This is a genomic window from Nocardioides marinisabuli, assembly GCF_013466785.1.
GTDB classification, from domain to species: domain Bacteria; phylum Actinomycetota; class Actinomycetes; order Propionibacteriales; family Nocardioidaceae; genus Nocardioides; species Nocardioides marinisabuli.
On sequence record NZ_CP059163.1, the window covers coordinates 842,396 to 868,309 of the forward strand.

Genomic DNA, 25,914 nt, shown 5'->3' on the forward strand with positions numbered 1-25,914 from the left:
GCCGGCTCAGCGACCGGCGTCGAGCGGGTCGAGCGCGAGGGTGTCGAAGACGTGCTCGGGCAGCGGCTGCGGCTCGTGCTTCTTGGCCAGGCGCACCTCCGAGTGCGCCCCGCAGCCGTGGTCGAGCGACACGACCCGCCCGTCGTCGTTGGCGTCGCCGTTGGCGCAGACGCCGAACGTCTCCGACAGCGGCCCGGCCAGGCGCATCAGGAACCCGCACGACCAGCAGCTCTGCGGGGCCTGCTTGGCGATCGCCGACCCCGGGCCCTGGTCGCTGTCGTACCAGCGCTGGGCCGCCATGTCCCGCCCCTCGGGCGAGAGGGTGCGCACCCGGCCCAGACCGAGGTCCTGCGCCACCTGGCGCACCTGCGCCTTCTCGTCGGGGTCGAGCGGGTCGTCGCCGAAGGAGTAGGTCGGCACCAGGCGCGGGTCGTCGTCGTCGACCGGCAGCAGGTCGCCGGGGCCCATGTCGCCGGGCTGCATCCGCTCGCGGTAGGGCACCCACGGCGGCGCGACGATCGCCTCGTCGCCGGGGATCAGCACGACCTCGTCGACGGTCACGTGCTTCTGGCGCGGCGCGCGCGCCACGGTCACCGACCAGCGCCACCCGACGTACCCCGGCTGGGTGCAGGCGAACTGGTGGGTGACGACGCGCTCGGCCTCGACGAGGTGACCGAGGTGCTCACCGACGACGGCAGCACCCACGTCGGAGACGAGGGCCTCGCGCGCCACCTCGGCGGCGGCGACGGCGACGGCATCGGGCTTGACCCGGGCGATGGTGCTCACGGCCCGACATCATGCCTGCCCGACCCCCGCCCCGGCGAGGGCGCCCCCTCCCCGGGCTCGCCCGGCGTGCTGGCGCCGCCGGCGTCGGGACCACCAGGCAGGATGGGGCCATGCCCTCGCAGCGCCCCGGTCCCGACGCCACGGGGGGCCCGTCGGGGCCCTCCGGCGAGCGTGCCCGTGCGGTCGGGCGGGGGCTGGGCACGGGGGCCCGGGCCACCGCGCGAGGTGCCGCCGGCGCGGCCCGCGGGGCAACCCGCGCCACCACCAGGGCCGGACGCTACGTCGGTCGCCAGGCCCAGCGCGCCGCGAACGCCGAGGGGGCCGAGCAGTCGGGCCTCAACCGGCTGTTCTACCTGCACTTCTTCAACACCGCCGGCGACGCCGCGGTGGCCATCTCGCTGGCCGGCAGCCTCTTCTTCACCGTGCCCTCGGGCGAGGCCCGGGGCCAGGTCGCGCTGTTCCTGGGGCTGACGATGCTGCCCTTCGCCATCGTGGCGCCGCTGATCGGCCCGTTCCTGGACCGCTTCAGCCACGGCCGCCGCTGGGCGATCGGCTCGACGATGGCCATGCGCGCCTTCCTGTGCTGGGGGCTGGCCGGCGCGGTGACCGGGGAGTCGGCGTGGCTCTTCGCGGCCGCCCTCGGCGTCCTGGTCTCCTCCAAGGCCTACGGCGTCACCCGGGCCGCCGCGGTGCCCCGCCTGCTGCCCGCGGGCATCTCCCTGGTCAAGGCCAACGGCCGCGTCTCGCTCTCGGGCATCCTCGGCGCCACCATCTCCGCCCCGATCGCGGGGCTCGCCTCACTTGCGGGCCCGGAGTGGTCGCTGCGCTACGCGTTCGTGATCTTCGTGGTGGCCACCGTCTTCGCGATCCGGCTGCCCGAGCGGGTCGACTCCTCGGTCGGCGAGGAGGTGCTGGTGCTGATGGCGCCCGGCGACACGGTGCGCGTCAGCGCCCCGGCACCCGGTGAGCGGCTCGCCCCGCCCCGCGCCGGCGCCCGGCCCCGCACCCGCATCCCGACCTCGGTGGCGTTCGCCCTGCGGGCCAACTGCGGGCCACGCTGGCTCAGCGGCTTCCTGCTGATGTTCATGGCGTTCCTGCTGCGCGAGAACCCGCCCGAGACCGGGCTGCGCGCCGAGGTGCTGGTGGGGATCGTGGTGGCCGCCGCCGGCCTCGGCAACGCCGGCGGGGTGGCGATCGCCTCCCTGCTGCGCAACCTGCACCCCGGCACCACCGTCGTGGTCGTGCTCGTCCTCGACGCCGCGGCCGCCCTGCTGGCCACCCTGTTCTACGGCGTGCTGCCGCTGGTGGTGCTGGGCCTGTGCGCCGGACTGGCCCAGTCGCTGGCCAAGTTCTGCCTCGACGCCACCATCCAGAGCGACGTACCGACCAAGGTGCAGGCCAGCGCCTTCGCCCGCAGCGACACCACCCTCCAGCTGGCCTGGGTCGTCGGCGGCTTCGTCGGCATCGCCCTGCCCCTCGACCCCGCCCGCCTCGGCCTGGGCGTCGCCTTCGCGGTGCTCTCGGCCTGGACCTTCTTCGTCCTGGCCGGGCGCAGCAGGCGCTACCCCGGCGAGGTGCCCGTCACCGGGTGAGCGGTCGCTGCGGGAGTTTCATCGGGTACCCGATGAACCTGTCGCCACCACCACGAAGGTTCAGCCCGGTGGCGCGAGTTCCATCGGGTGCCCGATGAACCTTCGAGCCGCCCCGAGCCGGCTCAGCGCTCGAGCTCGTCGGCGAGGGCGCGCAGCAGCTTCGCGGTGGGGGCGGCCGTACGCGCGTCGGGGTGGCGGCCGTGGCGGTAGGTCTCGCTGACGCCGTCGAGCAGGCGGATCAGGTCCTCCACGATCGGCGCCATGTCGTCGGGGCGCTTGCGGCGCGCGGCCTGCTGGTTGCGGCTGACCGAGGCGGGCTGGTCGAGCACGCGCACCTGCAGCGCCTGGTCGCCGCGGCGGCCCTGGGCGATGCCGAACTCGACCCGGGTGCCGGCCTTGAGGGTCGTCGAGCCCTCGGGGAGGGCCTCGGCGCGCACGTGCACGTCGGGCCCGTCCTCCTGGGACAGGAAGCCGAAGCCCTTGTCGGCGTCGTACCACTTCACCTTGCCTCTGGGCACAGCACGTCCTCCGGTCGTCAACGGTTCTGCGGGCCGGCGGAGCGCCGGAGGCCGAAAGGATAGGCAGGCGCACGCGCGCCGCACCAACCGGTTCAGCGCTGCAGCAGGTCGGGCGCGAGGGTCGCGACGCCGACGACGAGCCCGGCGATGTTGGCCAGCAGCATCAGCAGCACCCAGACCACCGACGGCAGCCGGGTCAGGCGCGCCAGCTGGTCGGGGTCGGAGCCGCGACGCCCACGGGCGCCGCGGCCCCACAGCTCCAGCAGCGGGCGTGGCGCCGCGAGCAGCAGCAGCCACGCGACCAGGTGGGCCAGCACCGACTGGGCCAGCGGTGGCGCCCACCAGGTCACCGCCACCACGCCGGCGCCGAACGCCAGCAGCACCAGGACGCCGTACCCGTTGCGGACCCAGACCAGCAGCGAGACCAGGAGGGCGACCAGCAGCCACAGCAGCGCCAGCCCGCGCCCGTCGGCCAGCAGCAGCGCCGCGCCCAGACCGACCCCGGCGGGCGCCAGGTAGCCGGCGGCGAGCATCGCGACCATCCCGGGGGCCGCGGGGGCGCCCGCGCGAGAGCGTCACGCCGGAGGTGTCGGAGTGCAGCCGCACGCCCTGCAGACGACGCCCGACGAGCACGGCGACGACGGCGTGGCCGGCCTCGTGGACGACCGTGACGCCCAGCCGCACCCGCGGCCAGGTGCTCGGCAGCCAGACCAGGACCAGGGCCAGCACCCCGGTCAGCAGCACCAGCGAGGCGTCGGGCAGCGGCTGGCGCGAGGTCACCTCGTCCCACAGCCGCGACACCACGTCGCGCGGGCTCACCGCCAGCGCTCGGGCTCGTCGAGGAGCTCGTTCATCGAGCCCGACCGGAAGCCCCGGCGCGACAGCTCGGCCGTCGCGAAGCCCGTACGCCGCACGGCGGCGCACAGCTCGTCGACCAGCGCTCGGCCCTCGCCCAGCGGTCCACGCAGCAGCCCGGCGTCGACCTCGACCCGGGCGTGCTCCTCGCCGGGGCCGCCACCGAGGTCGCGCACCCGCAGGTCGCGAACCGCGACGCCGGCGCCGGCCAGCAGCTCGCGCACCGCGCCCTCGGCGCGCTCGACGCGGGCCAGCCGGTGCGGGGTGACCTCGATGCCGTAGGCGACCCGCGAGGACAGGCAGGCGGCGGCCGGCTTGTCCCAGGTCGGCAGGGCCCAGCGCCGCGAGAGCTCGCGCACCTGGGCCTTGGTCAGCCCGGCGTCGGCGAGCGGGGTGAGCGCCCCGCGCTCGGCGGCCGCACGGATGCCGGGGCGGAAGCCGGCGACCACGTCGTCGGCGTTGGTGCCGGTCGCGACGTGGGCCAGGCCGTGCTCGGCGGCCAGGGGCACGAGCGTGTCGAGCAGCTCGGCCTTGCAGAAGAAGCACCGGTCGCCCGCGTTGGCCCGGTAGCCCTCGCGCTCCATCTCGTGGGTCGGCGGGGTGAGCACCCGCACCCCCAGCGCCTCGGCGAAGGTGCGCGCCGGGTCGCGCTCGATCTGCGGCAGCGCGTGGGAGTAGCCGGTGGCGGCCACGACCCGCTCGGGGCCCAGCGCGCGGGCCGCGGCGGCGAGCAGCAGCGCCGAGTCGGCGCCGCCGCTGTAGGCGACGAGCAGCGAGCCCCGCTCGCGCAGGTCGGCCTCGAGCGCGGCGGTGCGCTGCTCGAGCAGGTGCTCCTCGAGCCAGGGCGCGAACTGGTCGAGGTCGTCGAGCACCACGTGGGTGCCGGCGGCGAGCAGCTCCTCGCGGGTGGCCCCGCCGCTGAGCACCGAGACGCTGGTGGCGCCGGCCGCGAGCGCCCCCTCGACGTCGTGGACGTGGTCGCCGACGTAGATCGAGGCACCCTCGCGGCGCAGCACGTCGGCCTTCCCGACGCCCCACACCCGGCCCTCGACGACGTCGACGTCGAGGGCGAGGTGCTCGACGTGCAGGCGGGCGTTGGGCGTGTGCTTGCCGGTGACGACCACGACCCGCCCGGCGTGGGCGCGCACCGCGGCCAGCGCCGCCGCGGCCCCCGGGAGCGAGGGGACGCTGCGCACGGCGCGCTCGGGGTAGAGCGCGCGGAAGCGGTCGACCGCCGGGCCGATGGCCTCCGCCGGCAGGTGCGGCTCGAGCATCAGGTCGAGGGGCGGGCCCAGGCGCGCGGTCATCTCGGCCACCGGCAGCACGACCCCGAGCTCGGCGGCCAGCACCTCCAGGACCTCGGCGATGCCCGGGCGCGAGTCGATGAGCGTCATGTCCAGGTCGAAGCCCACCACCAGCGACGGGGCCGCGGACGAGTTCGGGACGGACACGGCCCCGAGGGTAGACGACCCGTCGGAGGGGCCCCGTCGTCCCCAACCACGGCGTTCGCCTGTCGTCGGACCGCCCCGTCGGTCACAATGGGCTGCTCACCCCCCGGACGCCGGCCAGTGACCGGCCGCGGGGGCGACCCCGCACGACCCCAGCCGCCCAGACCAGCCGCCCGGACCAGCCAGCCAGGAGCACCCCGTGACCCCGCCCCGCGACCGCAGCCCGCACCCCGGCGTACGCCGGGTGCTCGCGGCCGCCTGCGCGCTCGCGGCCGGCGCCGCCGCGACCCTGGGGGTGGCCGGCACCGGCCACGCCGTGCGCGGGGCCGACGACGCCCGCGCGGAGCTCTACCTGGTGACCCTGGAGGGTCCCGGCACGTCGGGCACCGCCTCCGAGGTCGACCGGGGGCTGCAGCAGCTGCGGATGCAGACCCGCCAGCAGCGGGTGCTCGACGCCGTCGACGCCCCCGACCCCGTCTACCGCTGGACGACCGCGCTCAACGGCGTCGCGGTCGAGCTGACCCGCGAGCAGGCCGCACGCCTCGAGGCCACGCCCGGGGTGTCGATGGTCGAGCCCAACAGCGTGCGGCCGCTGGCGGCCGCCGACGGCGTCGAGGGCCAGGACGCCCCGGGGCTGTCCCCCTCGGCACGCACCCGCGGGGGCCAGGGGGTGGTGATCGGCTTCGTCGACACCGGCCTCGACCCCGACGGTCCCGTCTTCTCCTCGGTGCCCGGGCTGGGCCCCGCCCCCGAGGGCTTCGGCGGCGTCTGCGCCGACGCCGACGACTGGGGCCCGGCCACCTGCAACGGCAAGGTCGTGGCGGGCGACTGGTTCGTCGAGGGCTTCGGCGCCGACGCCGTGCGCTCCTCCTCCTCGCTCTCCCCGCGCGACGACGACGGCCACGGCACCGCCATGGCCTCGATCGCGGCCGGCAACGCCGAGGTGGCGGTCCGGGTCGGCGACCAGGACCTCGGCCGCTACGCGGGGGTCGCGCCGCAGGCGCGGATCGCGGTCTACAAGGCCTGCTGGAGCGCCCCGGACCCCGCCGACGACGGGTGCGCGACCGCCGACCTGGTCTCCGCGGTCGACCGGGCCACCGCCGACGGTGTCGACGTGCTCAACCTGTCGGTGGGCGGGCCGCCCCGCCTCGACACCGTCGAGACGGCGCTGCTCGGCGCCGCCGAGGCCGGCACGGTCGTGGTGGCCGCCGCCGGCGACCGCAGCACCAGCGGCACCGCCGCGCACCCCTCGCCGTGGGTGAGCACGGTCGGGGCGAGCAGCGGCACCGTGCGCGAGGGCCGGCTGCGGCTGGGCTCCGACGGCCCGCGCGTCGACGGCGCGATGATCGCCGACGAGGCGGTCGGGCCGTCCCGGTGGCTCCGCGGCGCCGACGCGGCCGCACCCGGCGCCACCCGCCAGCAGGCCTCGCTGTGCACCCCGGGCAGCCTCGACGCCGCCCGCGTCGCCGACCGGGTCGTGCTGTGCGAGCGCGGCGGCGTGGGCCGCACCGACAAGTCCGCGGCCGTCGAGCGCGCCGACGGCGTCGGCATGGTCCTGCTCAACAGCGGCCCCGACTCCGTCGACGCCGACTTCCACAGCGTGCCCACCGTGCACGTGGGCGCCACCGACGCGGGCGTCGTACGCCGCTGGGCGCGTGCGCACCCCGACGCGAAGGTGCGGCTGGTGCCGCGCGGGGCCCGCTCCCTCGACCTGCGGGTGCTGGGCTTCTCGGCCACCGGCGACCCCGCCGGGCCGGTGCTCAAGCCCGACCTCGTCGCACCCGGCGCGGGCCTCGTGGGCGCCGCCCCCACCGGTGCCGTGGGGCGCCGGTGGGACACCCAGACCGGCACCTCGCCGGCCACGGCCTGGACCAGCGGCACGGCGGCGCGGCTCCTGGCCCGGCGCGGGTGGAGCGCCACCTGGGTGCGCTCGGCGCTGGTCAGCACCGCCGACGCGGTGCCCGGCGCCTCGGCGCTGGCCTCCGGCTCCGGACGGGTGCGGGGCCAGCGGGCCCTGCGACCGGGCCTGGTGCACGACCTCGACCTCGGCGACTACCGCGCCTGGCTCGAGGGGGCGCTGCCCGCCGGCGAGCCGCTGAACCTGCCCTCGGTGCTGCTCAGCGGCGGCCGGTCGACCACCACCCGCACGGTCACCAACGCCGGCACCAAGGCCCGCTACTTCTCGTCCTCGACCGCCGGCTTCGAGGCCCACGACGTGAGCGTCACCCCGGCGGCGCTGCGCCTGGCCCCCGGCGAGTCCGCGACGTACACGGTGCGCGTCGCCGGCGGCACCCGCACCAGCGACGACGGCTACGTGCTGTGGCGCGGCGGGAACGGCACCCGCACCCGGGTGCCGGTGCAGCTCACCCGCTGACGCGCTCGCCCCGCGCGGCCGCTCGGGCCTCGGCCTGGGCCGCCAGGAGCCGCAGCGCCTCGGGCGCCTGGGCCACCACCATCGGGCCCACCTCGTCGGCGCCGGGGCCGCTGACGCGGGTCTCGACGGTGACCACGGCACCCTCGCCCTGCGGCTCGACCCGGTGGTCGATGCGCAGGTGCAGCCCGCCGAGCTCGAGCTCGTCGCAGTAGCGCACGTCGGGGCTCACCGCGACCAGCGTGAAGGGCGCCTCGGCGCCCCCGGCCAGGCGCATCGTGCCGGTCGTGCCGAGACGGAAGGGCCCGTCGAGCACCACGCGCTCGACCGCGGGGTCCCACGCGGCCCAGGTGGAGGTGTCGGACCACAGTGCCCAGACGTCGCCCGGCGAGGCGGAGGTCGAGGCGGTCTCGGTGTGCACGAAGTCCATGACCGGGCAACCTAAGCGAGTTTTTGCAATCCCGCCAGGTACTCGTGGGCGAGGTGCTCGTCCCAGCCGTGCGACTCCCCCAGGCCCCGGGCCATGGTGGCCAGGTACGTCGGCGAGGGACGGGTGCGCTCGGCGGTCGCGGCACCGTGCGGAGCGGTGAAGGTCAGCATCGGCGCCCCCTCGTGGCGGCCCACGTCGACCACCGTCTCGTAGGCCCCGGGCCCGGCCTCGTGGCGTCCCGCGGCCAGCGGGGCGAGCACGAGCTGCTCGAGCGGGTCGTCGGCGCGCGGCTCGCGGTGCATCTCCTGGGCGGCGATGTCGGCGAACTGGCCCGCGGTGACCAGGTAGCCGCGCGCCGCGGTGCGCCCGGGGGTCGCGTGGTCGTAGTAGGCGACCCCGCCGCCCCACTGGGCCGAGCGTCCCGCGAAGTAGGTGGTGCCCGGGAGCTCGACCGGCACGCTGCGCTCGGGCAGGGTCCGGTCGCGGGCCCCCGGGTGGCTGCGCGTGCCGCCGGGCGGGCGCCCGCCGGCGACGTAGCAGGCGAGGCGGTCGAGGCTGAGGTTGGAGCCGTAGGCGACGTACCAGACGTGGGTCATGACGCGACCCACCGTAACCAGGGACGGGGGCGGGCGCGGCTCAGCCCCGCTGCAGCACCCGCAGGCTGCGGTCCCCCAGCCGCACGGTGTCGCCCTCGAGCAGGGTCAGCGGCTTGCCGGGGGTCAGCTCGCGCGAGACGCCCGCGCGCAGCACGACCGAGCCGTTGGTGGAGCCGCGGTCCATCACCACCAGGGCGCCGTCGGCGGCGACCTGCAGCTGGGCGTGGGTCTTGGAGACCGACATGTCCTGCGAGCGCAGCGGCACCAGGTGGCGCACCTGCTCCCCGGAGCCGGCCACCGGGCCGCGCCCCAGCAGCACCAGGCCGTCGACGACGACGCGCTCGCCGGAGTCGAGCTCGACCTGCCAGCCGGCGGGCGGGGTGGGTGAGTCGGTGGGGACCGCGCGGCGCCGCGCCCCGGCAGGCGGGTCTGCCGGGGGGCTGCTGGGTGGGCTGCTGGGTGGGCTGCTGGGGCGCGAACCCCGCGGCGGGGTGGTCGGCGCCCGGGGTGTGCGGGCCGGGGCCGGTGTGGTCGGCGGGGTGGTCGGCGCCCGGGGTGTGCGGGCCGGGGCCGGTGTGGTCGGCGGGGTGGTCGGTGGACGGGTGGCGGTGACCGCCGGTCGCACCGTCGCGGGCACGAGCCGCATCGCGGTGAGGTTGACGATGGCCCGGGGCCGGGCGTCGTCGGGCTCCTCGGCCTCGGGCACCGGGCGCAGGTCGACCACGACGGTGCCGGCGAGGTGGTCGTGCCAGCCGCGGCGCTGCCGGTCGCGGTCGGAGGCGCTGGTCCACGCCAGGGTGGCGGCGCCGAGCAGCAGCGTGGGCAGCCCCGCCAGGCCGACGACGAGGCCGCGCAGCAGGGCGGCCCCCACCCCGACCGGGCGACCGGTGGCGGCCGAGACCGCGCGCAGCCCGAGCAGCGCCTTGCCGGGGCTGAGCCCGCGCAGGCCCAGCAGCACCGCGAGCGCCACCTGCACGACCAGCGCCCAGCCGAGCACCAGCAGCGCCACGACCACGGGGCCGTCGAGCAGCCACCAGCCGAGACCCGCGACGGCGGCGTACGTCGTCCAGGCCAGGGCCCGGTCGACCACGTGGGCGTAGTAGCGGCGCTCGAGGTCGGCGGTCGGCAGGTCGGTGCGCGCCGGCGGCGCGGGCGGCGGGGGCGGCGGGGGGCCGGGCGGGGGGCCGGGCGGTGCGACGGGGGTGGACACGGCGCTCAGGGCCGGACGACCTGGATGCTGACCCCGTCACCGAGGTCGATGATGGCGCCGGGGATGAGCTGCACCGCGATGCCGGGCTGCAGCGACTCGGGGGGCAGCCCCGGCTGGACCAGCACGGTGCCGTTGGTGGAGCCGAGGTCGGTGACGACGGCGCTGCCGTGGTCGGCGCCCGACCCCGGCCGCACCTCGAGGTGCGTGGAGGAGATCTCCTGCTGCGGGCTCGGCACGGTCACCAGGCGCGGCTGCTCGGTGGAGGTGAAGCGGCGGGCCTCGGGGGCGCGGCCCACCAGGACGACCCGGTCGACCTCGACCTCCTCGCCGTGCGAGACGACGAGCCGGGCCACCGGGGACGCGGTGATGCTGGGCGCCTGCGGCTGGCCGGGGATGCCCGGCTGGTGGCGCTGGAACTCCTCGCGGCCCCAGTCGCCGCTCTTGGTCATCCCGTCGTGGTCGGACTGCCCGGGGCTCCACGCCGACGGGGTCACCGGTGTCTCGTCCACGGGCTCCGGCTCGGGCTCCGGCTCGGACGGGGGCTCAGGATCGGGCTCAGGATCGGGATCGGGCTGGGCCGCCGGCGCGACGGCGGCGGCGGGGGCCTCGGGCCGGGCCAGGACCGCGCCGTGCCGCACGCAGGCGGCGCGCACCAGGCCCGCGGCGACCGGCCACCCCTGCTGCTCCGGGTCGTGGTCGGGCTCGCCGGCGTGGGCTCCCCGCTCGACGACGGCACCGGGCAGGTCGAGGGTCCAGGACCGCACGCCACGCACCCGCTGCTCGTGCCAGGTGGAGGCGAGCCCGCCGGTGGCCTCCACCGGCCCGTCGGCGCCGTCGCCGGACCAGCCGGCCCGGCCGCGCAGCAGGACCCGGGTGGCGCCGTCGTGCTCGCTGACCAGCGCGAGGCCGCCCAGGGTGCTGAGGCCCGCCCCGAGCAGCGCGTCGAGCACCTCGTCGGCGCTCGCGCCGGCCTCGACCAGCGACCACGCCGCGGCGGCGCGCTCGCGCTCCTCGCTCGGCAGCGCCACGACCACCTCGGCGCCCAGGACGACGTACCACTCGCCCGGCAGGTAGGCACGGGTCGGGACGGCAGCGGTGTCGACGGCAGCGGTGTCGGGGGACGTCACGGCAGGGCTCCCAGCTTCTGCTCCATGCTCATGCGCTGGCGCTCGGAGTCGTAGGGGTGGTCTCGGGCCAACCCAACCACATCGACGACCACCACGGTCGCGTTGTCGCGACCCCCGGCGGCCAGGGCGGCGGCGATCATCGTGTCGGCGGCGTCGCGGGGGTCGGCGGCCCCGTCGAGGATGCCGGCCATCTCGTCGTCGTCGATCATCCCGCTGACCCCGTCGGAGCACAGCACGAGCCGCTCGACCGCCGGCAGCGGGAGCAGGAAGTAGTCGGCCTCGGAGGTCTCGGAGGTGCCCAGCGCCCGGGTGATGACGTGCCGCTCGGGGTGGTGGGCGGCTGCCTCGACGGTGATCGCGCCCGCGTCGACGAGCTCCTGGACGACCGAGTGGTCGACGCTGACCTGGTCGAGCCGGCCGTCGTTGAAGCGGTAGATGCGCGAGTCGCCGAGGTTGGCCAGCAGCCACTTGGGCTGCCCGTCGTCCTCGACGAGCAGCGCCACCACCGCGGTGGTGCCGGCCGAGAAGCCGCCCTGACCCCCGGCCCGCTGCTCGGCCCCGTAGGCGTCGATGCGACGCCGGCAGGTCTCCAGCGTCCGCGCGACCGCCTCGGCACCGCGCTGGGGGTCGTAGCCCTCGTCGGCGAGGTGGGCGAACTCCTCGACCACGATCGCGCTGGCGACGTCGCCGCCGTCGTGGCCGCCCATCCCGTCGGCCACCACGAAGACCGGGGGCGCAGCCAGGAAGGCGTCCTCGTTGACCTCCCGCACGAGCCCCACGTCGGTCGAGGCGCCGTGGTGCAGCTCGACCTGCATCAGCCGACCACCGCGTCGTGTGCCGGCTCGTGGCTCGGTGGCGCTAGCGTGTCAGCGATGTCCGCCGAGGGGTTCCGCACGCTCGCCGACCAGCTGCGCAGCTGGCCGGACGCGCGGCTGTCCCGCCTGCTGCTGGCCCGTCCCGATCTCGCCACTCCAGCCCCTCACGACTCCGGCCAGCTGGCGTCGCGTGCCGCCACCCGGTCCTCGTTGCTCCGCGCGCTCGACCAGCTGACCCGGCTCGAGCTCTGCGTGCTTGATGCCCTCGTGGTGGCGGGTCAAACCACCCGCGCCGAACTCGTCTCCCTCGTGCACGCCGACCCGGCCGCGACGACCGCCGCGCTCGAGCACCTCACCGACCTCGCGCTGGTCTGGGACTCCCCCACCGGGCCCCGGGTCCTCAGCGGTGTCGCCGAGGGCCTGGCCGGAGGTCCGGGAGCCGGCGTGAGCGGGCTGCGCACCCGCTCCCCCGAGCCGGTCGACCCCGCGGTCGTGGCCGCCCGCCTCGCCGAGCTGTCGGCCCCGGCCCGCACGCTGCTCGAGCACGTGCTCGACCACGGCGGCGAGGCCACCACCGGCACCTCGCGCCACACCGTCACCGCCGCCGAGGCCGCCACCCCCGCCGAGGAGCTGCTGGCCCGCCGGCTGCTGGTGCCGCGCGGCGGCGGGTCGGTGGTGCTGCCCGGCGAGGTGGGCCTGGTCCTGCGCGGTGGGCGCACCACCACCGAGCCCGTCGACGACGTGCCCGCGCTGCCGACCACCGAGCGCTCCGCCGCGATGGTCGACAAGGTCGCGGCCGGCGCCGCCTTCGAGGCCGTACGCCGGGTCGAGCTGCTGCTGGACCACTGGGGCACCCAGCCGCCGGCGGCGCTGCGCAGCGGCGGGCTGGGGGTGCGCGACCTGCGGGCCGCCTCGGCGCTGCTGCACGTCGACGAGCCCACCACCGCCCTGCTCGTCGAGACCGCCTCGGCCGCCGGGCTGCTGGCCACCGGCCAGGGCGCCGAGGGCGAGGCCGCGTGGCTGCCCACCGACGAGCTCGACCGGTGGAGCACCCGCTCGCCCGCCGAGCGCTGGTGGGTGCTGGCGCGCGCCTGGTGGGACAGCGCCCGCCTCCCCGGGCTGGTCGGCACCCGCGACCCCGCGGGCAAGACCTGGAACGCGCTGGCCCCCGAGCTGGCGGGCGTGCACCAGGTCGAGACCCGCCACCTCACCCTGCGCGAGCTGGCGGCGGTGCCGGCCGGCGAGGTGCTGGCCTCCGGCACCGGCCTGCCGGCGCTGGTGGCCCGCGTCGCCTGGCTGCGCCCGCGACGGCCCCGCACCCGCGCCGACCAGGTCGCCTGGGCCCTCAGCGAGGCCGAGGCGCTCGGCGTCGCCGGGCTGGGCGGGGTGGCGTCGTACGTCGCGGGGCTGGTGGGCGACGGCGACGGCGCCGCCGCGGTCGCCGCCCTCGACGCGCTGATGCCGCCGCCCGTCGACCACGTGCTGCTGCAGGCCGACCTGACCGCGGTGGCCCCCGGCCCGCTGGAGTCGACGCTGGCCAAGCGGCTCCAGCTGCTCGCCGACGTCGAGTCGCGCGGCGGGGCGACGGTCTACCGCTTCACCTCCTCCTCGGTGCGCCGCGCCCTCGACACCGGGTGGTCGGCGGTCGAGGTGCACGACTTCATCTCCTCGGTCTCGCGCACCCCGGTGCCGCAGCCGCTGAGCTACCTCGTCGACGACACCGCCCGCACCTTCGGCTCGATCCGGGTCGGGCACGCCGAGGCGTTCCTGCGCGCCGACGACGAGGCCGCGCTCAGCGAGGTGCTGCACCACCCCAAGGCCGCCTCGCTGGGCCTGCGCCGCATCGCCCCCACCGTCCTCGTCTCCGCCACGCCCCTCGACGTGCTGCTGCCGCGGCTGCGCGAGCTCGGTGCCGCCCCGGTCGTGGAGGGCCCCGACGGCACGGTGCGGGTGGCCCGACCCGACCAGCTGCGCGCCCGCACCCCGCGCGACCGGCGCCCCGAGGGGCTCAGGGCGGCGCGGGGCAGCGCCACCGTCGCGGCCGTGGTCACCGCGGTGCGCGCCGGCGACCGGGCCGCCTCCAGCAGGCCCGCCGGTGCCGGGCAGGCGCTGAGCCCGTCGGGCTCGCTGGCCGCGCTGCGCGAGGCGGTCGAGACCGGCGCCAGCGTGCTGATCGGCTACGTCGACAACCACGGCACCCGCTCCGAGCGCGTCGTCGACCCCCGCAGCGTCGAGGGCGGCACCCTGACCGCCCACGACCACCGGGCCGACGACCTGCGCAGCTTCGCGGTGCACCGGATCACCTCCGTGGCCCCCGTCTCGCCCTGACAGCGGCCGGGGCGGCCCCTGGCCCGCCCCGTAGGCTTGCCCGGTGACAGACGGCCCCCTCATCGTCCAGTCGGACAAGACGCTCCTGCTCGAGATCGACCACGAGCGCGCGCAGGACTGCCGCAAGGCGATCGCGCCGTTCGCCGAGCTCGAGCGCTCCCCCGAGCACATGCACACCTACCGGCTCACGCCGCTGGGTCTGTGGAACGCGCGCGCGGCGGGCCACGACGCCGAGCAGGTCGTCGACACGCTGCTGGAGTTCAGCCGCTACGCGGTGCCGCACTCGCTGCTGGTCGACGTCGCCGAGACGATGGCGCGCTACGGGCGGCTGCGGCTCGAGAAGCACCCCACCCACGGGCTGACCCTGGCCACCACCGACCGCCCGGTGCTCGAGGAGGTCCTGCGCGCCAAGAAGGTGCAGGGGATGATCGGGGAGCGCATCGACGCCGACACCGTGGTCGTGCACGCCTCCGAGCGCGGCAACCTCAAGCAGGCGCTGCTCAAGATCGGCTGGCCGGCCGAGGACTACGCCGGGTACGTCGACGGCGAGGCGCACCCCATCGAGCTCGACGAGAGCGGCTGGACGCTGCGCGACTACCAGCGCGACGCCGCCGAGTCGTTCTGGCACGGCGGCTCGGGGGTCGTGGTGCTGCCCTGCGGCGCCGGCAAGACCCTGGTCGGCGCCTCGGCCATGGCGCACGCGAAGGCCACCACGCTGATCCTGGTCACCAACACCGTCTCCGCGCGCCAGTGGAAGGACGAGCTGGTGCGCCGCACCTCGCTGACCGAGGACGAGATCGGTGAGTACAGCGGCGCGGTCAAGGAGGTGCGCCCGGTGACCATCGCGACGTACCAGGTGCTGACGATGAAGCGGAAGGGCGTCTACCCGCACCTCGAGCTGCTCGACGCCCGCGACTGGGGCCTCATCGTCTACGACGAGGTGCACCTGCTGCCCGCGCCGATCTTCCGGATGACCGCCGACCTGCAGGCGCGGCGCCGGATCGGGCTGACCGCGACGCTGGTGCGCGAGGACGGCCGTGAGGGCGACGTCTTCTCCCTGATCGGGCCCAAGCGCTACGACGCGCCCTGGAAGGACATCGAGTCGCAGGGCTGGATCGCTCCCGCCGACTGCGTCGAGGTGCGCGTCACGCTGCCCGACAGCGAGCGCCTGGTCTACGCGACCTCCGAGCCCGAGGAGCGCTACCGGATCGCCTCCTGCACCCACCGCAAGACCCAGGTGGTGCGCGAGCTGGTCGAGCGCCACGGCGACCAGCCGACCCTGGTGATCGGGCAGTACCTCGAGCAGCTCGACGAGCTCGCCGCCGCCCTCGACGCCCCCGTCATCAAGGGCGAGACGTCGGTCAAGGAGCGCCAGCGGCTCTTCGACGCCTTCCGCTCCGGCGAGGAGCGGCTGCTGGTGGTCTCCAAGGTCGCGAACTTCTCCATCGACCTGCCCGACGCCGAGGTGGCGATCCAGGTCTCGGGGTCCTTCGGGTCGCGCCAGGAGGAGGCCCAGCGGCTGGGCCGGCTGCTGCGCCCGGGCCACGACGGCAAGGTGGCGCGCTTCTACACGGTGGTCTCGCGCGACACCGTCGACGCCGAGTTCGCCCAGAACCGCCAGCGGTTCCTGGCCGAGCAGGGCTACGCCTACCGCATCGTCGACGCCGAGGACATCGCCGACCTGGCCATGTGAGGCGCGCCCCGCGGCGTCGCCTGTCCACGCCCGCGGCCACGAGTCGGCGTACGCCGCGGTTGTCTCTAGGCTGGACGGCGTGAAGGCGCTGCTGCTGGAGAACATCCACCCCCTGGCCGTCGAGATCCTCGAGGGCCGAGGTTTCGAGGTCGAGCTGCTCACGCACTCGATGAGCGAGGACGAGCTGGTCGAGGCCCTGCCGGGCGTGAGCCTGCTCGGCATCCGCTCCAACACCAACGTGACCGCGCGCGTGCTCGACGCCGCGCCCGACCTGCTGGCGGTCGGCTGCTTCTGCATCGGCACCAACCAGGTCGACCTGGTCGGCGCCGCCGAGCGGGGGGTCGCGGTCTTCAACGCGCCGTTCTCCAACACCCGCAGCGTCGTCGAGCTCGTCATCGGCGAGATCATCGTGCTCGCGCGCCGCCTGGCCGAGAAGACCGAGAAGATGCACGCCGGCATCTGGGACAAGTCGGCCCAGGGCAGCCACGAGATCCGCGGCCGCACGCTCGGCATCGTCGGCTACGGCAACATCGGCACCCAGCTGTCGAACCTGGCCGAGGCGATGGGGCTGCGGGTCATCTTCTTCGACACCGCCGACCGCCTCGCCCACGGCAACGCGCAGCGGATGAAGACCCTCGACGAGCTGCTCGAGAAGGCCGACGTCGTCTCGCTGCACGTCGACGGGCGCCCCGGCAACGCGGGTCTCTTCGGGGCCGAGCAGTTCGCGAAGATGAAGCCGCGCTCGCTGTTCATCAACGCCGCGCGCGGCATGGTGGTCGACACCGAGTCGCTGCGCGAGCACATCCTGTCGGGCCACATCGCCGGCGCCGCCATGGACGTCTTCCCGATCGAGCCGAAGGCCCAGGGCGACCCGTTCGAGTCGCCGCTGCGCGGTCTCGACAACGTCATCCTGACGCCCCACGTGGGCGGGTCGACCCAGGAGGCGCAGGAGGAGATCGGCTACTTCGTGGCCAACAAGCTCGCCGGCTTCGCCCTCGAGGGCCGCACCGAGCTCTCCGTCGACCTGCCGACGGTCAGCGCGCCGGCGCTGCAGACCGGGCACCGCCTGGGCTACCTGCACGACAACGTCCCCGGCGTGCTCGCCGCGGTCAACCAGCTGATCGCCGAGGCCGGCGCCAACGTCGTGGGTCAGTACCTCGCCACCACCGGCGAGCTCGGCTACGTCGTCACCGACTCCACCGAGGCGATCCCCGCCGAGGTCGTCGCGGCCCTGGCCGCCAACGAGCACTGCCGCTGGGTGCGCACCTGGGACGTCTGACGTCCCGGGGCCGGTTCGCGCCGGGTCGGCGCGAGATCCGCGCCGGGTCGGCGCGAGATCTGCGCCGGGTCGGCGCGAGATCTGCGCCGGGTCGGGTGAGGGCGCGGTCCGTAGGCTCGTCCCATGACCGCCAGCGCGACGACCGCACCCCGGCGCGGGGTGCGCGCCTCGCTGCCGGCCGCCCGCAGCTCGCTCGACGGGGTGCGTGAGCGGCTCGGCTCGGCGCTGTTCGCGCGGGTCGCGGGCCCCGACGGGCCGCGCCAGCGCGACCGCATCCACGGCCGCCCGGGGCCCCGCTGGTTCGCCCCCGACAGCGCGATCGCGCAGGTGCACGGCGACGCCTCTATGTTCGTCGGCGGCATCCGCGCCCTGCTGCTGCAGACCCTGCACCCCGCCGCGATGCGGGGCGTCGCCGAGCACAGCGACTACCGCACCGACATGTGGGGCCGGCTGGCCAGCACCAGCACCTACCTGGCCGTGACGACCTTCGGCCACGCCGACGACGCCCAGGCCGCGGTCGACGCGGTGCGCCGCATCCACGAGCGGATCCGCGGCACCATGCCCGACGGGACGACGTACGCCGCCTCCGACCCGCACCTGCTCGGCTGGGTGCACGCCGCCCAGGTCGACTCCTTCCTGCTGGCCCACCAGACCTACGGGGCGCGCCCGCTCGACCAGGCCCGCCGCGACGAGTACGTCGCCCAGGCCGGCGAGGTCGCGGCCCGGCTCGGCGTCCTCGACCCGCCGCGGACCGAGGCGGCGCTGCGCGAGGTGCTGGCGTCGTACCGCCCGGAGCTGCGCGGCAGCCCCGAGGCCCGCGAGGCCGTGGGCTTCCTGCTGCTCAGGCCACCGCTGCCGGTGCTCGCGCGGGCGCCCTACCTGGTGCTGGTGGCCGCGGCCGTCGGGCTGATGCCGCGGTGGACGCGCGGCCCGCTGCGGCTGCCGTGGCTGCCGGTCTCGGAGCGCACGGTCGTGCGGGCCCTCGGGTCGCTGGCCACCGGCACGATCCGCTGGGCGATGAGCGCCCAGGGGCCCTCCTCCTCAGCGGCCGCGACCGGCGCCTGAGGCCAGCCCGGCCAGGTCGGCCACCCAGCGCTCGACGTCGCGGTCGCCGGTGAGCCGCACGACCGGCAGGTCGGGGTGCTCTCGCCGTGCCCACGGCACCAGGTCGCGGCGGTACTTGTGGCGGTGCACCCACTGGTAGCGCACGACGTGCTCGGGGTCGGTGAACAGGTGGTGCAGCGGCCCCTCGACGTTGCCGTTCCACAGCACCTCGCGGCGCACGCGCCGGCGCACGGTGCGCCGCACCAGCCGCGCGAGCACCAGGGGGTAGGGCTGGTCGAGCCAGACGAGCAGGTCGGCGCGGGCCGCCAGCAGCGGCCGGGCGGAGCGGTACTGCCACTCGGTGACCCAGGCCTCGGAGCCGGCCAGGGCCCTGACGTCGTCGAGGAACTGCGGGCGCGGCACCCAGCCGGGGCCGTGGTGCAGCGCGTCGATCTCGGTGTGGGGCACGTCGAGGACGCCGGCCAGGCGACGCGCCAGGGTGGTCTTGCCCGCCCCGCTCAGCCCCGCGACCAGCACCCGACGGGGCAGGGCGGGAGCGTCGGCGTCGAGCACCCGGGGAGGATACGGGGTTTCTTGAGCGAGTCCTTGCGAGAACTTGAGCCTGGCCCGAGGTGGCGGTGCCACAGTGGTCGCACCACCCCTCCCCCGCGACCCGAGGACTCACCATGGCGCCCCTCCAGCGACCACCGCAGCGACCGCTGCTCGTAGCCGTCGTGGCGGCACTGGTCGTCCCGCTCCTGCTCGGGGCCGGGGCCGCCCCCGCCGTCGCGACCGACCCCGACCCCACCATGCAGCCGGGCGTGGCCGCCCAGGAGCGCCAGGCCCGCCAGGAGGCCAGGCAGTCGCCCACCACCGCCGAGCGCACCACCAAGGTCCGCGGCAGCATCAAGGCCGCCGACAAGGGCGTGAAGTACCGGGTGCGCTGGTTCACCAAGGACTGGACCTACATCGACGAGCGCAAGGTCACCGGCGGCATCTACTCGCTGAGCCTGCAGCCGGGCACCTACTACCTGCAGTTCGTCGACCTGCGCCCGGCGTACAACGTCACGAAGTACGCCCCCACCGACATCAAGGTGAAGGTCGGCGACACGTCGGTGCAGAAGAACGTGCGGATGAAGCGCGGCGCCGCGATCACCGGGACCGTGCGCGCCGGCGGCAGGGTCGCCGGCGGCGCCGAGGTGGTCGCCGCCAACGCCGCCGAGCAGTCCTACCGGGTCACGGCCAACAAGCGCGGCCAGTTCGCGCTGGGCGGTCTGCCGGCCGGCAGCTACTCGGTCTTCACCTACGACCGCAAGAAGGCCTACGTCGGGCGCTCGACCTACCTGGCGGGCATGAAACTGGGCCAGGTCCGCAACACCCCGATCAGCCTGGGGACCCGGGCGGGGCGGCTGCTGGTCGACCTGCGCACCAGGGACGGCAAGGTCAAGGAGAAGGTGTTCGTGACGGCCGTCAGCAAGGCCACCGGGCAGTTCTGGACCGTCAAGGCACGGGGCGGCGAGGCGATCTTCTCCGGGCTCTTCCCCGGCAAGTACCGCATGGTCGCCCCCGGCGTCGGCAGCTTCCTGCCCCAGAGCGGCGCCATCAAGGGGGCGATGGTGCGGTCCGGCAAGGACGACCTGGCCAGCACCTTCACCTGGACCAAGCGCGGGGCCACCATCAGCGGCGCCGTCGTCGACGAGGAGCACCCCGACGCGCCCATGGAGGACGTGGAGGTGCTCGCCTTCGACCAGTCCGGCGCGCGGCTCGGCTCGGCCACCACCGGCGCGGACGGCCTCTTCACGATCACCGGAGCGATCACCACCCAGCAGGGCGTCACCGTGAAGATCCAGCCCGGCGGTGCCAACCCGCCGTACCTGCAGGGCACCTACTACTGCAAGTACGGCACCGCGAGCCAGGGCGGCGTCTCGGTCCGCACCGGGGAGGACACCGTCCTGGGCATCCTGGCGCTGCCCCAGCTGCCGACCGCCCAGCAGGACAACCGGTCCAACTGCGGCCCCGACGCCACCGCGCCACGTCAGGCGGACGCCCGACGATGAGCCCCGCCCCCGCCGGCACCGGCATCGCGCTGCGCCTCGTGCGCGCGCGGCCGTGCGTCGCGCGGGTGCGGTGGTGGGGCCCCGACGGGCGGCTCGGGGGCGACAAGCGGGTGCACGACGCGACGACCCTCATCACGGTGCCCGCCGGCACCTGGCTCCTCGACGTCGAGGACGACCACTCCTCGCACGACCCCTCGCGGCTGGCCCCGGCCCGCCTCGAGGTGCAGGTGCGCGACGGCTGGCGCACCGCGGCTCAGGCGCACCTGCTGCCCGGCGCGGTGCTCACCGGCAGCGTCCGCACCGCCCAGGACACCCGCGCCCGCTGGGCCGAGGTCGAGGCGAGCGGCCCCGACGGCACGCTGGTGCGCACCCGCACCGACGGGCTCGGCGTCTTCACCCTGGCGGGGCTCGGCGCCGGCACCGTCGTGCTGGTCTCGGCGCGCAGCCGCTGGCACCAGGCCACACCCGTGCTGGCGCGGCCCACCCGCCCCGCCGGTCCCCGGCTGGTGCTGCGGCTGGCCCAGCCGCTGCTGGGCGCCTCACGTCCCGGGGGCACCGACCCCGTGGTCGGCGGCGCGCTGCGCGGGGTGGTCCTCGACGCCGACGGCAAGCGGGCGTCGTACGCCGCGGTGGTGGAGCTGCGCGACGCGCGCGGGTCGCTGCTGGCGCGCACCCGCACCGACCGCGAGGGCCGGTTCGTGGTCGGCGGCGACCTGCCGGCCGCGGCGGGCCTCACCGTCGTGGTGAAGTCCGGCCCGGGCGACGTCGTGGTCGACCGGGTGCACCTGCGCGGGCTCGCGGTGGGCGCCGGTCAGCTCGTCGACCTCGGGACGGTGCGGATGACCCGCGCCGCGCGGCGCCCGCGCCCCGCGCGCGCCAGCCTGCCGCGCGCCACCGCGGCCGCGCTGCGGCTGCCCAGCACGCGGGTGTGAGCCGGCTGGGTCAGCCGACGCTCATGTCGGTGTCGGACCAGAAGGCACGCATGGTGGTGATGCGCCCCTCGTCGTCGAAGGTCATCACGTCGATGGGCGCGAGGGTGAAGGTGCCGCCGTCGGTGATGGTGCGGACCTCGAACAGGAAGGCGGCCTCGCCCGCCGCGATGCGGCAGTCGATGAGCCGGGTCTCCTGCTGCAGGCCCTCGAGCGTGCCGTAGAACGCGGCGATCTCCTCACGCGTAGTCCGCACCGCCGACCCGACCGGGTCCTCGACGGTGGCGCCCTCCGCGAAGAGGTCCACGATCTCGGCGGCGGTGCCCCCGGCGATCAGGGACACGTAGGCCTCCACGACCTCACGGATCCGCTCGTTGCTCGCTGCCACGTCCACTCCTCGTACGTCGTCGGGGCCCGGCCAGAACACGTTCCAGTTCCGGGGGTGTGCGGCGAGAGTAGCGTGCGCAGGGCCCGGCGCGTTTCAATGGCCGGGCCGGCGCTGCCGGCAGCACCGTCCGTCGATCGAGGAACCGTCTCCCGCATGCTGCACGACCCCCGGCCCTGGTGGCCCCTGACCGATGCCGACGACCTGCGCGAGGAGCTCGTGGCGGCCTACGCCTCGCCGCAGCGCGGCTACCACGACGTGCAGCACCTCGTGGAGGTGCTGACCCGCCTCGACGAGCTCGGCGAGCACGGCGCGGTGGTGCGGCACCTGCCGGTCGTGCTGGCCGCCTGGTTCCACGACGCGGTCTACGACGGCGAGCGCGACGCCGAGGAGCGCTCGGCCGCCTGGGCCGAGGACGCGCTCACCGGCCGGGTCGAGCCCGACCTGGTCGAGGAGGTGGTGCGGCTCGTGCGGCTCACCGAGACCCACACCCCCGAGCCCGACGACACCCTCGGCTGCCTGCTCTCCGACGCCGACCTGGCCATCCTCGCCGCGCCGCAGGAGCGCTACGACGAGTACGTCGCCGCGGTGCGCGCGGAGTTCGCCCACCTCGACGACGCGACGTTCGCCGAGGGGCGGGCCCAGGTGCTGCTGGGCCTGGCGCAGAAGCCGACCCTCTTCCACACCGCCTACGCCCGGGAGCGCTGGGAGGACGACGCCCGCGCGAACCTGGGGGCCGAGCTCGAGCGGCTGGGCGTCCAGGACGTGCCGGGGCGCCGGGTCTCCTGACCGCACACGAGATCCGTGCCGGGTCGGCGCGAGATCCACGCCGGGTCGGCGCGAGATTCAGGCCGGGTCGCGCTTGCGCCGGCGCAGCCCGGCGGCGACCAGGCGGGCCACCAGCTCGCGGCTGCTGACCGGCGAGGCGCCGGCGGCGACCACGGCGTCGTACCACTCCGCCGGCACGTCGTAGTGGTCGCGGTCGAAGCCGCGCTCGGGGATCTCGAGGCCGCGCGCGAAGGCGTGCAGCTCGTCGTAGGAGGTGTCACTGGCCAGGTGCGACCAGAGCCGCCCGTGCCCGGCCGCGTTGGGCGGGTCGATGAGGATGCCCACACCGCCACCCTACGAGCAGCCCGCGGGCTCCGGCGCGACGGCGCCTTGCCCCGGGGGGACAATGGGGGGCGTGGACAACGCACTGCTCTTCGATGCCCGGTCCCGGGTGCTGGCCGACCTCCAGGCGCGGGGGCACGCGACCCCGGGTGCGGTCTCGGCGCTCGAGGACGCCGTCTCCTCACGCACCTGGTGGGCCGAGCAGTGGCCCGAGGGGGTCGTGTACGTCGCTGGGCTGGTCGCCCAGGACGTGCAGGACGCGCTGCTGGAGCAGGTGGGCCGCTGGCCGCTGTGCCTGGGCTGCACCGAGGGGCCCGAGCACGCGCTCTACATCCACCCCGACCTCGGGGGGCCCGACCCGACGTGGGTCTGCGAGGAGTCCGGGACGCCGGTCGCGGCGCTGGGGACGCTCAGCAGTCCTGGCCCAGCTGGACCCACAGCGTGAAGCGGTCGGCACGGTAGACGGTGCGAGAGACCTCGACGACCTTGTCCTCGCACAGGGCGCGCCGCGAGTGGCGCAGCACCACGCTGGACGGCTCGACCTCGAGCAGCCCCGCCTCCTCGGTGGTGGCCTTGTCGGCGTTGATGGAGTCCTCGGCCCAGGTCGGGCGCAGCCCGCGGGCGTCGAGGGAGTCGTAGAGGCTGGTGGGCATCCCCTGCTGGAGGAACCCCGGCAGCAGCACCTCGTTGAGGTAGGCGTCCTCCAGGCACATCGGCACGCCGTCGGCGCGCCGCAGCCGGCGCCAGTGGATGACCGCGTCGCCCTCGGTCAGCGACAGCGCGCGGGCCACGCCCGGCCCCGCCTGCTCGCGCCGCGCGAGCAGCGTCTGCGACTCCGCCAGCATCCCGCGGCGGGTCATCTCCTCGGTGTAGCCGGTGATCCTGCTGGCGGTGCGGCGCGGGCGGGCCACGAAGGTGCCCCGGCCGGGGATGCGCTCGAGCAGGCCCTCGCCCACCAGCGCGTCCATCGCCTGGCGCACCGTCATCCGGGCCACGCCGAAGCGCTGCACCAGCTCGCGCTCCGAGGGCGCCGGGGAGCCCGGCGCGCTGCCCGCCACCAGGCCGCGCACGTACTCGCGCACCTGCACGTGCTTGAGCGCACGTCCCACAGGAGCCATCACGTCGTCCACGCCAGGCAGACTAGACAGGTCCCGGGCCGCGCGTCCCCGCTTTGCGGGGATTGAGCCGCGACGGGACACGCCCGACCGATGTCGAACACGCGTTCGAGGTCCGGCGTACGATACCCCCATGGACTTCCAGACCACGCTGTTCGCGGCACCGGCCGGCGGGGTGCCCGCACTGGTGGACGCCCTGGCCGGCACCGAGCGCCACCACCTCGACCACGGCGCGTGGGTCGACGTGCGCCGCTCCTGGCTGCCCGAGGCCGACGACGTGATGCGCGCCCTCGTCGAGGAGGTGCCCTGGCGCGCCGAGCGGCGCCAGATGTACGACCGGCTCGTCGACGTGCCGCGGCTGCTGCACACCTACATGATCGGCGAGGAGCTCCCCCACCCCGTCCTCACCCAGGCCCGCGAGGCGCTCAGCGAGCACTACCTGCCCGAGCTCGGCGAGCCCTTCCGCACCGCCGGGTGCTGCTACTACCGCGACGGGCGCGACTCGGTGGCCTGGCACGGCGACACCATCGGCCGGGGCAGCACCCACGACACGATGGTCGCGATCGTCTCGGTCGGCGACCCGCGCAAGCTGCACCTGCGCCCGCGCGGCGGGGGCGAGAGCCGGGTCTTCGAGACCGGGCACGGCGACCTGCTCGTGATGGGCGGCAGCTGCCAGCGCACCTGGGAGCACGCGGTGCCCAAGGTCGCCCACGCCGGCCCGAGGCTCTCGGTGCAGTTCCGGCCGTTCAACGTCTTCTGAGCTCGCAGCGACGAGCCGGACGGCGACCCGACCCTGGTACGGCGCCGGAGGCGTGTCCCGGAGCGACCTCGCAGGCGCCGGTCCAGGCCTGGGTCGTCAGCACCGGAAGCACCGCCTCTAGGGCGCCGAGCCGAGGGACCCGGGGAGCTCACCGGTCCGCAACCAGCCGAAGACGGTGACGATCTCGGCGTGGAGGTCCTGCGGCAGGTGCCCGCCGGTCTCGTCCTCGATGACCAACGCCGTCGGAAGGTGACGCGCGAGCCACCGTCCGTGGTCGGGCGGGCAGGAGAAGTCCTGCAACCCATAGGTGAGCAGCACCGGCACGGAGACGGAGCTCAGGGCGAAGCCCCACGGCCGCGCGAAGGCCAAGGTGTCGTCGACCGCACCCCCGACACCGTGCGCGGACTGCTCCGCCATGATGCGCGTGAACACCTCGACCACCTCCGGACGGGCCAGGACCTCCCGGTCCCCCTGTCCCATGCCCTCGCCCAGCAGCGACGAGGGGTCAGAGACCAGGGCGTGCTCCATCCGGGTCAGCGCGGACCGGATCCTGGTCTCGAGGTAGGCCTCGCCGTCCTCGGCCCACTCCAGCGACTCAGCGGCCTCGGGCGCCATGTCGTGGAGCCACTCGGAGCGACTCAGGCCTCCCTCGCCCAAGGGGGCCAGGCTGGACTGGCAGGCGACGCGCTCGACCCGGTCTGCCAGCAAGGCGGCGCACGCCAAGGCGTGCGGGCCGCCCCCGGACCCGCCGATGACGGAGAACTGGTCCAGGTCGAGCGCGTCGGCCACGGCACGCACGTCCGCGGCCTCGTCGGCCACCGAGCGCCCCCGGTGGCGCGAGGACTGCCCGTAGCCGGCGCGGTCGGTCGTGATGTAGCGAACGCCCGACCGGGCGTACACCGAGTCGTCGGGCGAGCGGTTCAGACGACATCCCGGCGTGCCGTGCAGTCCGAGCACCGGGTAGCCGGCGGGGTCGCCGCCGTCGACGTACGCGATCTGTCGCCCGTCGGGGAGAGCGGCAGTGAGGGGAGCCATGTGGTCCATCGTGCCGGTCCACGCGGCTGCGGCACCGATCTTTGCCCCTGGGTGTGGCGCCGAGCACGCTGCGAGCGTTCAATGGAAGGAGCCAGGGCGCCGCTCGGGGCGCCTGCGAACCGGAGGTACCCCCATGACCCGCCACGACGACCCAGGCGCCGGCGAGACCGGCCGGCACCGCCAGCACCACGACCGACCGCCCGCCGACCACGTGCGCGGCGACCATCCCGTCGGGGCCAGCACCGACCCGTCGATGGGCTTCGGCACCTCCCCGGAGGACCGGCTGCACCTGCCCGAGACACCGCTCGACGCCGGCAGCCGCACCGGCAGCACGCTGTGGCTGGTGCTCACGCTCGCCCTGGTGGCGGCGCTGGTGGCCGCACTGGTCATCGCCCTGCTGTGAGCCGACCCCCGTGCGGCCGATCGGTCGC

General features: G+C 75.7%; 26 protein-coding genes and 1 pseudogene. 12 read left to right on the plus strand and 15 right to left on the minus strand.

All coding sequences use genetic code 11. The features are described from left to right. Positions 1-6: 6 nt before the first annotated feature. Entirely contained in the window at positions 7-786 is a 780-nt protein-coding gene (locus H0S66_RS04030) for a DUF3027 domain-containing protein (RefSeq protein WP_179614252.1), read from the minus strand. 110 nt (positions 787-896) lie between these two features. Here H0S66_RS04030 and H0S66_RS04035 point away from each other — a divergent pair, with 110 nt between their 5' ends. Next, positions 897-2,378, plus strand: a complete 1,482-nt coding sequence (locus H0S66_RS04035; protein WP_179614253.1) for an MFS transporter — start codon at positions 897-899, stop codon at positions 2,376-2,378. Positions 2,379-2,500: 122 nt separating this feature from the next. On the opposite strand, the gene H0S66_RS04040 is transcribed toward H0S66_RS04035, so the two are convergent. From H0S66_RS04040 to larE, 4 genes and pseudogenes are all read right to left on the minus strand, one after another. Beyond that, positions 2,501-2,896: a cold-shock protein gene (locus H0S66_RS04040; RefSeq protein WP_179614254.1), complete on the minus strand. Its 396-nt coding sequence runs from the start codon at positions 2,894-2,896 to the stop codon at positions 2,501-2,503. Positions 2,897-2,988: 92 nt separating this feature from the next. After that, positions 2,989-3,429 carry a M50 family metallopeptidase gene (locus H0S66_RS20290; protein ID WP_258017086.1) on the minus strand — a complete coding sequence of 147 codons (441 nt, stop codon included), beginning with the start codon at positions 3,427-3,429 and terminating at the stop codon, positions 2,989-2,991. Positions 3,430-3,502: 73 nt separating this feature from the next. Beyond that, a pseudogene (locus H0S66_RS20800) lies at positions 3,503-3,820 on the minus strand (M50 family metallopeptidase); the annotation flags it as partial. After that, the gene (gene larE / locus H0S66_RS04050) at positions 3,712-5,202 is read right to left on the minus strand and encodes an ATP-dependent sacrificial sulfur transferase LarE (protein WP_258017087.1); all 1,491 of its coding nucleotides are present in this window, start codon (positions 5,200-5,202) and stop codon (positions 3,712-3,714) included. The gene larE and the pseudogene H0S66_RS20800, both read right to left, overlap by 109 nt. Before the next feature lie 196 nt (positions 5,203-5,398). Here larE and H0S66_RS04055 point away from each other — a divergent pair, with 196 nt between their 5' ends. Then, complete coding sequence (locus H0S66_RS04055; protein WP_179614255.1) at positions 5,399-7,573, plus strand: S8 family serine peptidase; 2,175 nt, start codon at positions 5,399-5,401, stop codon at positions 7,571-7,573. Here H0S66_RS04055 and H0S66_RS04060 read toward each other — a convergent pair. From H0S66_RS04060 to H0S66_RS04080, 5 genes are read right to left on the minus strand one after another with little or no spacing between them, the layout of a single operon-like run. Further along, the gene (locus tag H0S66_RS04060) at positions 7,563-8,000 is read right to left on the minus strand and encodes an SRPBCC family protein (RefSeq protein WP_179614256.1); all 438 of its coding nucleotides are present in this window, start codon (positions 7,998-8,000) and stop codon (positions 7,563-7,565) included. The genes H0S66_RS04055 and H0S66_RS04060 overlap by 11 nt on opposite strands. An 11-nt stretch (positions 8,001-8,011) precedes the next feature. Next, on the minus strand, positions 8,012-8,596 hold the full coding sequence (locus tag H0S66_RS04065) for a histone deacetylase (RefSeq protein WP_179614257.1): 585 nt from the start codon (positions 8,594-8,596) through the stop codon (positions 8,012-8,014). A gap of 40 nt (positions 8,597-8,636) precedes the next feature. Beyond that, positions 8,637-9,806: an RDD family protein gene (locus tag H0S66_RS04070; protein WP_179614258.1), complete on the minus strand. Its 1,170-nt coding sequence runs from the start codon at positions 9,804-9,806 to the stop codon at positions 8,637-8,639. Positions 9,807-9,811: 5 nt separating this feature from the next. After that, positions 9,812-10,933 carry an FHA domain-containing protein gene (locus H0S66_RS04075; RefSeq protein WP_179614259.1) on the minus strand — a complete coding sequence of 374 codons (1,122 nt, stop codon included), beginning with the start codon at positions 10,931-10,933 and terminating at the stop codon, positions 9,812-9,814. After that, positions 10,930-11,748 carry a PP2C family protein-serine/threonine phosphatase gene (locus H0S66_RS04080; RefSeq protein WP_179614260.1) on the minus strand — a complete coding sequence of 273 codons (819 nt, stop codon included), beginning with the start codon at positions 11,746-11,748 and terminating at the stop codon, positions 10,930-10,932. Before H0S66_RS04080 ends, H0S66_RS04075 begins: the two co-directional genes overlap by 4 nt. A 57-nt stretch (positions 11,749-11,805) precedes the next feature. Between H0S66_RS04080 and H0S66_RS04085 the strand changes: the two genes are divergently transcribed. The 4 genes from H0S66_RS04085 (at position 11,806) to H0S66_RS04100 (ending at position 18,113) form a co-directional block, all read left to right on the plus strand. After that, the gene (locus H0S66_RS04085; protein WP_179614261.1) at positions 11,806-14,076 is read left to right on the plus strand and encodes a helicase-associated domain-containing protein; all 2,271 of its coding nucleotides are present in this window, start codon (positions 11,806-11,808) and stop codon (positions 14,074-14,076) included. A 43-nt stretch (positions 14,077-14,119) separates the two neighbouring features. Next, a complete protein-coding gene (locus H0S66_RS04090) occupies positions 14,120-15,769 on the plus strand; it encodes a DNA repair helicase XPB (protein WP_179614262.1) in 1,650 nt (549 codons plus the stop codon). Positions 15,770-15,848: 79 nt separating this feature from the next. Beyond that, complete coding sequence (gene serA, locus H0S66_RS04095) at positions 15,849-17,048, plus strand: phosphoglycerate dehydrogenase (RefSeq protein ID WP_179614263.1); 1,200 nt, start codon at positions 15,849-15,851, stop codon at positions 17,046-17,048. A gap of 123 nt (positions 17,049-17,171) precedes the next feature. Further along, complete coding sequence (locus H0S66_RS04100) at positions 17,172-18,113, plus strand: oxygenase MpaB family protein (RefSeq protein WP_179614264.1); 942 nt, start codon at positions 17,172-17,174, stop codon at positions 18,111-18,113. Here the strand turns inward: H0S66_RS04100 and H0S66_RS04105 are convergent. After that, the gene (locus tag H0S66_RS04105; protein ID WP_179614265.1) at positions 18,090-18,665 is read right to left on the minus strand and encodes a P-loop NTPase family protein; all 576 of its coding nucleotides are present in this window, start codon (positions 18,663-18,665) and stop codon (positions 18,090-18,092) included. The two genes, H0S66_RS04100 and H0S66_RS04105, sit on opposite strands and share 24 nt — an antisense overlap. A gap of 113 nt (positions 18,666-18,778) precedes the next feature. Here H0S66_RS04105 and H0S66_RS04110 point away from each other — a divergent pair, with 113 nt between their 5' ends. Next, positions 18,779-20,149, plus strand: a complete 1,371-nt coding sequence (locus H0S66_RS04110) for a carboxypeptidase-like regulatory domain-containing protein (RefSeq protein WP_179614266.1) — start codon at positions 18,779-18,781, stop codon at positions 20,147-20,149. After that, complete coding sequence (locus tag H0S66_RS04115) at positions 20,146-21,081, plus strand: collagen binding domain-containing protein (RefSeq protein ID WP_179614267.1); 936 nt, start codon at positions 20,146-20,148, stop codon at positions 21,079-21,081. The genes H0S66_RS04110 and H0S66_RS04115 overlap by 4 nt, the downstream gene beginning before the upstream one ends. Before the next feature lie 10 nt (positions 21,082-21,091). On the opposite strand, the gene H0S66_RS04120 is transcribed toward H0S66_RS04115, so the two are convergent. Beyond that, positions 21,092-21,466 (minus strand): nuclear transport factor 2 family protein, encoded by a 375-nt coding sequence (locus tag H0S66_RS04120; protein WP_179614268.1) that lies wholly within the window; start codon positions 21,464-21,466, stop codon positions 21,092-21,094. A gap of 153 nt (positions 21,467-21,619) precedes the next feature. Between H0S66_RS04120 and H0S66_RS04125 the strand changes: the two genes are divergently transcribed. Then, positions 21,620-22,252 carry an HD domain-containing protein gene (locus H0S66_RS04125; protein WP_179614269.1) on the plus strand — a complete coding sequence of 211 codons (633 nt, stop codon included), beginning with the start codon at positions 21,620-21,622 and terminating at the stop codon, positions 22,250-22,252. 57 nt (positions 22,253-22,309) lie between these two features. Here H0S66_RS04125 and H0S66_RS04130 read toward each other — a convergent pair whose 3' ends face one another. Next, a complete protein-coding gene (locus H0S66_RS04130; RefSeq protein WP_179614270.1) occupies positions 22,310-22,576 on the minus strand; it encodes a DUF4031 domain-containing protein in 267 nt (88 codons plus the stop codon). A 61-nt stretch (positions 22,577-22,637) separates the two neighbouring features. On the opposite strand from H0S66_RS04130, the gene H0S66_RS04135 reads away from it, so the two are divergent. Beyond that, a complete protein-coding gene (locus H0S66_RS04135) occupies positions 22,638-23,018 on the plus strand; it encodes a hypothetical protein (protein ID WP_179614271.1) in 381 nt (126 codons plus the stop codon). On the opposite strand, the gene H0S66_RS04140 is transcribed toward H0S66_RS04135, so the two are convergent. Next, on the minus strand, positions 22,984-23,703 hold the full coding sequence (locus H0S66_RS04140; RefSeq protein ID WP_258017088.1) for a GntR family transcriptional regulator: 720 nt from the start codon (positions 23,701-23,703) through the stop codon (positions 22,984-22,986). The two genes, H0S66_RS04135 and H0S66_RS04140, sit on opposite strands and share 35 nt — an antisense overlap. Positions 23,704-23,821: 118 nt before the next feature. On the opposite strand from H0S66_RS04140, the gene H0S66_RS04145 reads away from it, so the two are divergent. Beyond that, positions 23,822-24,448 carry an alpha-ketoglutarate-dependent dioxygenase AlkB gene (locus H0S66_RS04145; RefSeq protein ID WP_179614272.1) on the plus strand — a complete coding sequence of 209 codons (627 nt, stop codon included), beginning with the start codon at positions 23,822-23,824 and terminating at the stop codon, positions 24,446-24,448. 117 nt (positions 24,449-24,565) lie between these two features. Here the strand turns inward: H0S66_RS04145 and H0S66_RS04150 are convergent, their stop codons facing one another. Further along, positions 24,566-25,483 carry an alpha/beta fold hydrolase gene (locus tag H0S66_RS04150; RefSeq protein ID WP_179614273.1) on the minus strand — a complete coding sequence of 306 codons (918 nt, stop codon included), beginning with the start codon at positions 25,481-25,483 and terminating at the stop codon, positions 24,566-24,568. Between the two features lie 133 nt (positions 25,484-25,616). Between H0S66_RS04150 and H0S66_RS04155 the strand changes: the two genes are divergently transcribed. Further along, positions 25,617-25,886 (plus strand): hypothetical protein, encoded by a 270-nt coding sequence (locus H0S66_RS04155; protein WP_179614274.1) that lies wholly within the window; start codon positions 25,617-25,619, stop codon positions 25,884-25,886. Positions 25,887-25,914 lie beyond the last annotated feature (28 nt).

Excerpts from the sequence above, each read along its gene's own strand:
- H0S66_RS04035 (WP_179614253.1), top strand. The coding sequence starts at position 897 with ATGCCCTCGCAGCGCCCCGGTCCCGACGCCACGGGGGGCCCGTCGGGG.
- H0S66_RS20290 (WP_258017086.1), bottom strand. The coding sequence starts at position 3,429 with ATGCTCGCCGCCGGCTACCTGGCGCCCGCCGGGGTCGGTCTGGGCGCG.
- H0S66_RS04060 (WP_179614256.1), bottom strand. The coding sequence starts at position 8,000 with ATGGACTTCGTGCACACCGAGACCGCCTCGACCTCCGCCTCGCCGGGC.
- H0S66_RS04065 (WP_179614257.1), bottom strand. The coding sequence starts at position 8,596 with ATGACCCACGTCTGGTACGTCGCCTACGGCTCCAACCTCAGCCTCGAC.
- H0S66_RS04080 (WP_179614260.1), bottom strand. The coding sequence starts at position 11,748 with ATGCAGGTCGAGCTGCACCACGGCGCCTCGACCGACGTGGGGCTCGTG.
- H0S66_RS04085 (WP_179614261.1), top strand. The coding sequence starts at position 11,806 with ATGTCCGCCGAGGGGTTCCGCACGCTCGCCGACCAGCTGCGCAGCTGG.
- H0S66_RS04100 (WP_179614264.1), top strand. The coding sequence starts at position 17,172 with ATGACCGCCAGCGCGACGACCGCACCCCGGCGCGGGGTGCGCGCCTCG.
- H0S66_RS04110 (WP_179614266.1), top strand. The coding sequence starts at position 18,779 with ATGGCGCCCCTCCAGCGACCACCGCAGCGACCGCTGCTCGTAGCCGTC.
- H0S66_RS04115 (WP_179614267.1), top strand. The coding sequence starts at position 20,146 with ATGAGCCCCGCCCCCGCCGGCACCGGCATCGCGCTGCGCCTCGTGCGC.
- H0S66_RS04125 (WP_179614269.1), top strand. The coding sequence starts at position 21,620 with ATGCTGCACGACCCCCGGCCCTGGTGGCCCCTGACCGATGCCGACGAC.
- H0S66_RS04135 (WP_179614271.1), top strand. The coding sequence starts at position 22,638 with ATGGGGGGCGTGGACAACGCACTGCTCTTCGATGCCCGGTCCCGGGTG.
- H0S66_RS04145 (WP_179614272.1), top strand. The coding sequence starts at position 23,822 with ATGGACTTCCAGACCACGCTGTTCGCGGCACCGGCCGGCGGGGTGCCC.
- H0S66_RS04150 (WP_179614273.1), bottom strand. The coding sequence starts at position 25,483 with ATGGCTCCCCTCACTGCCGCTCTCCCCGACGGGCGACAGATCGCGTAC.
- H0S66_RS04155 (WP_179614274.1), top strand. The coding sequence starts at position 25,617 with ATGACCCGCCACGACGACCCAGGCGCCGGCGAGACCGGCCGGCACCGC.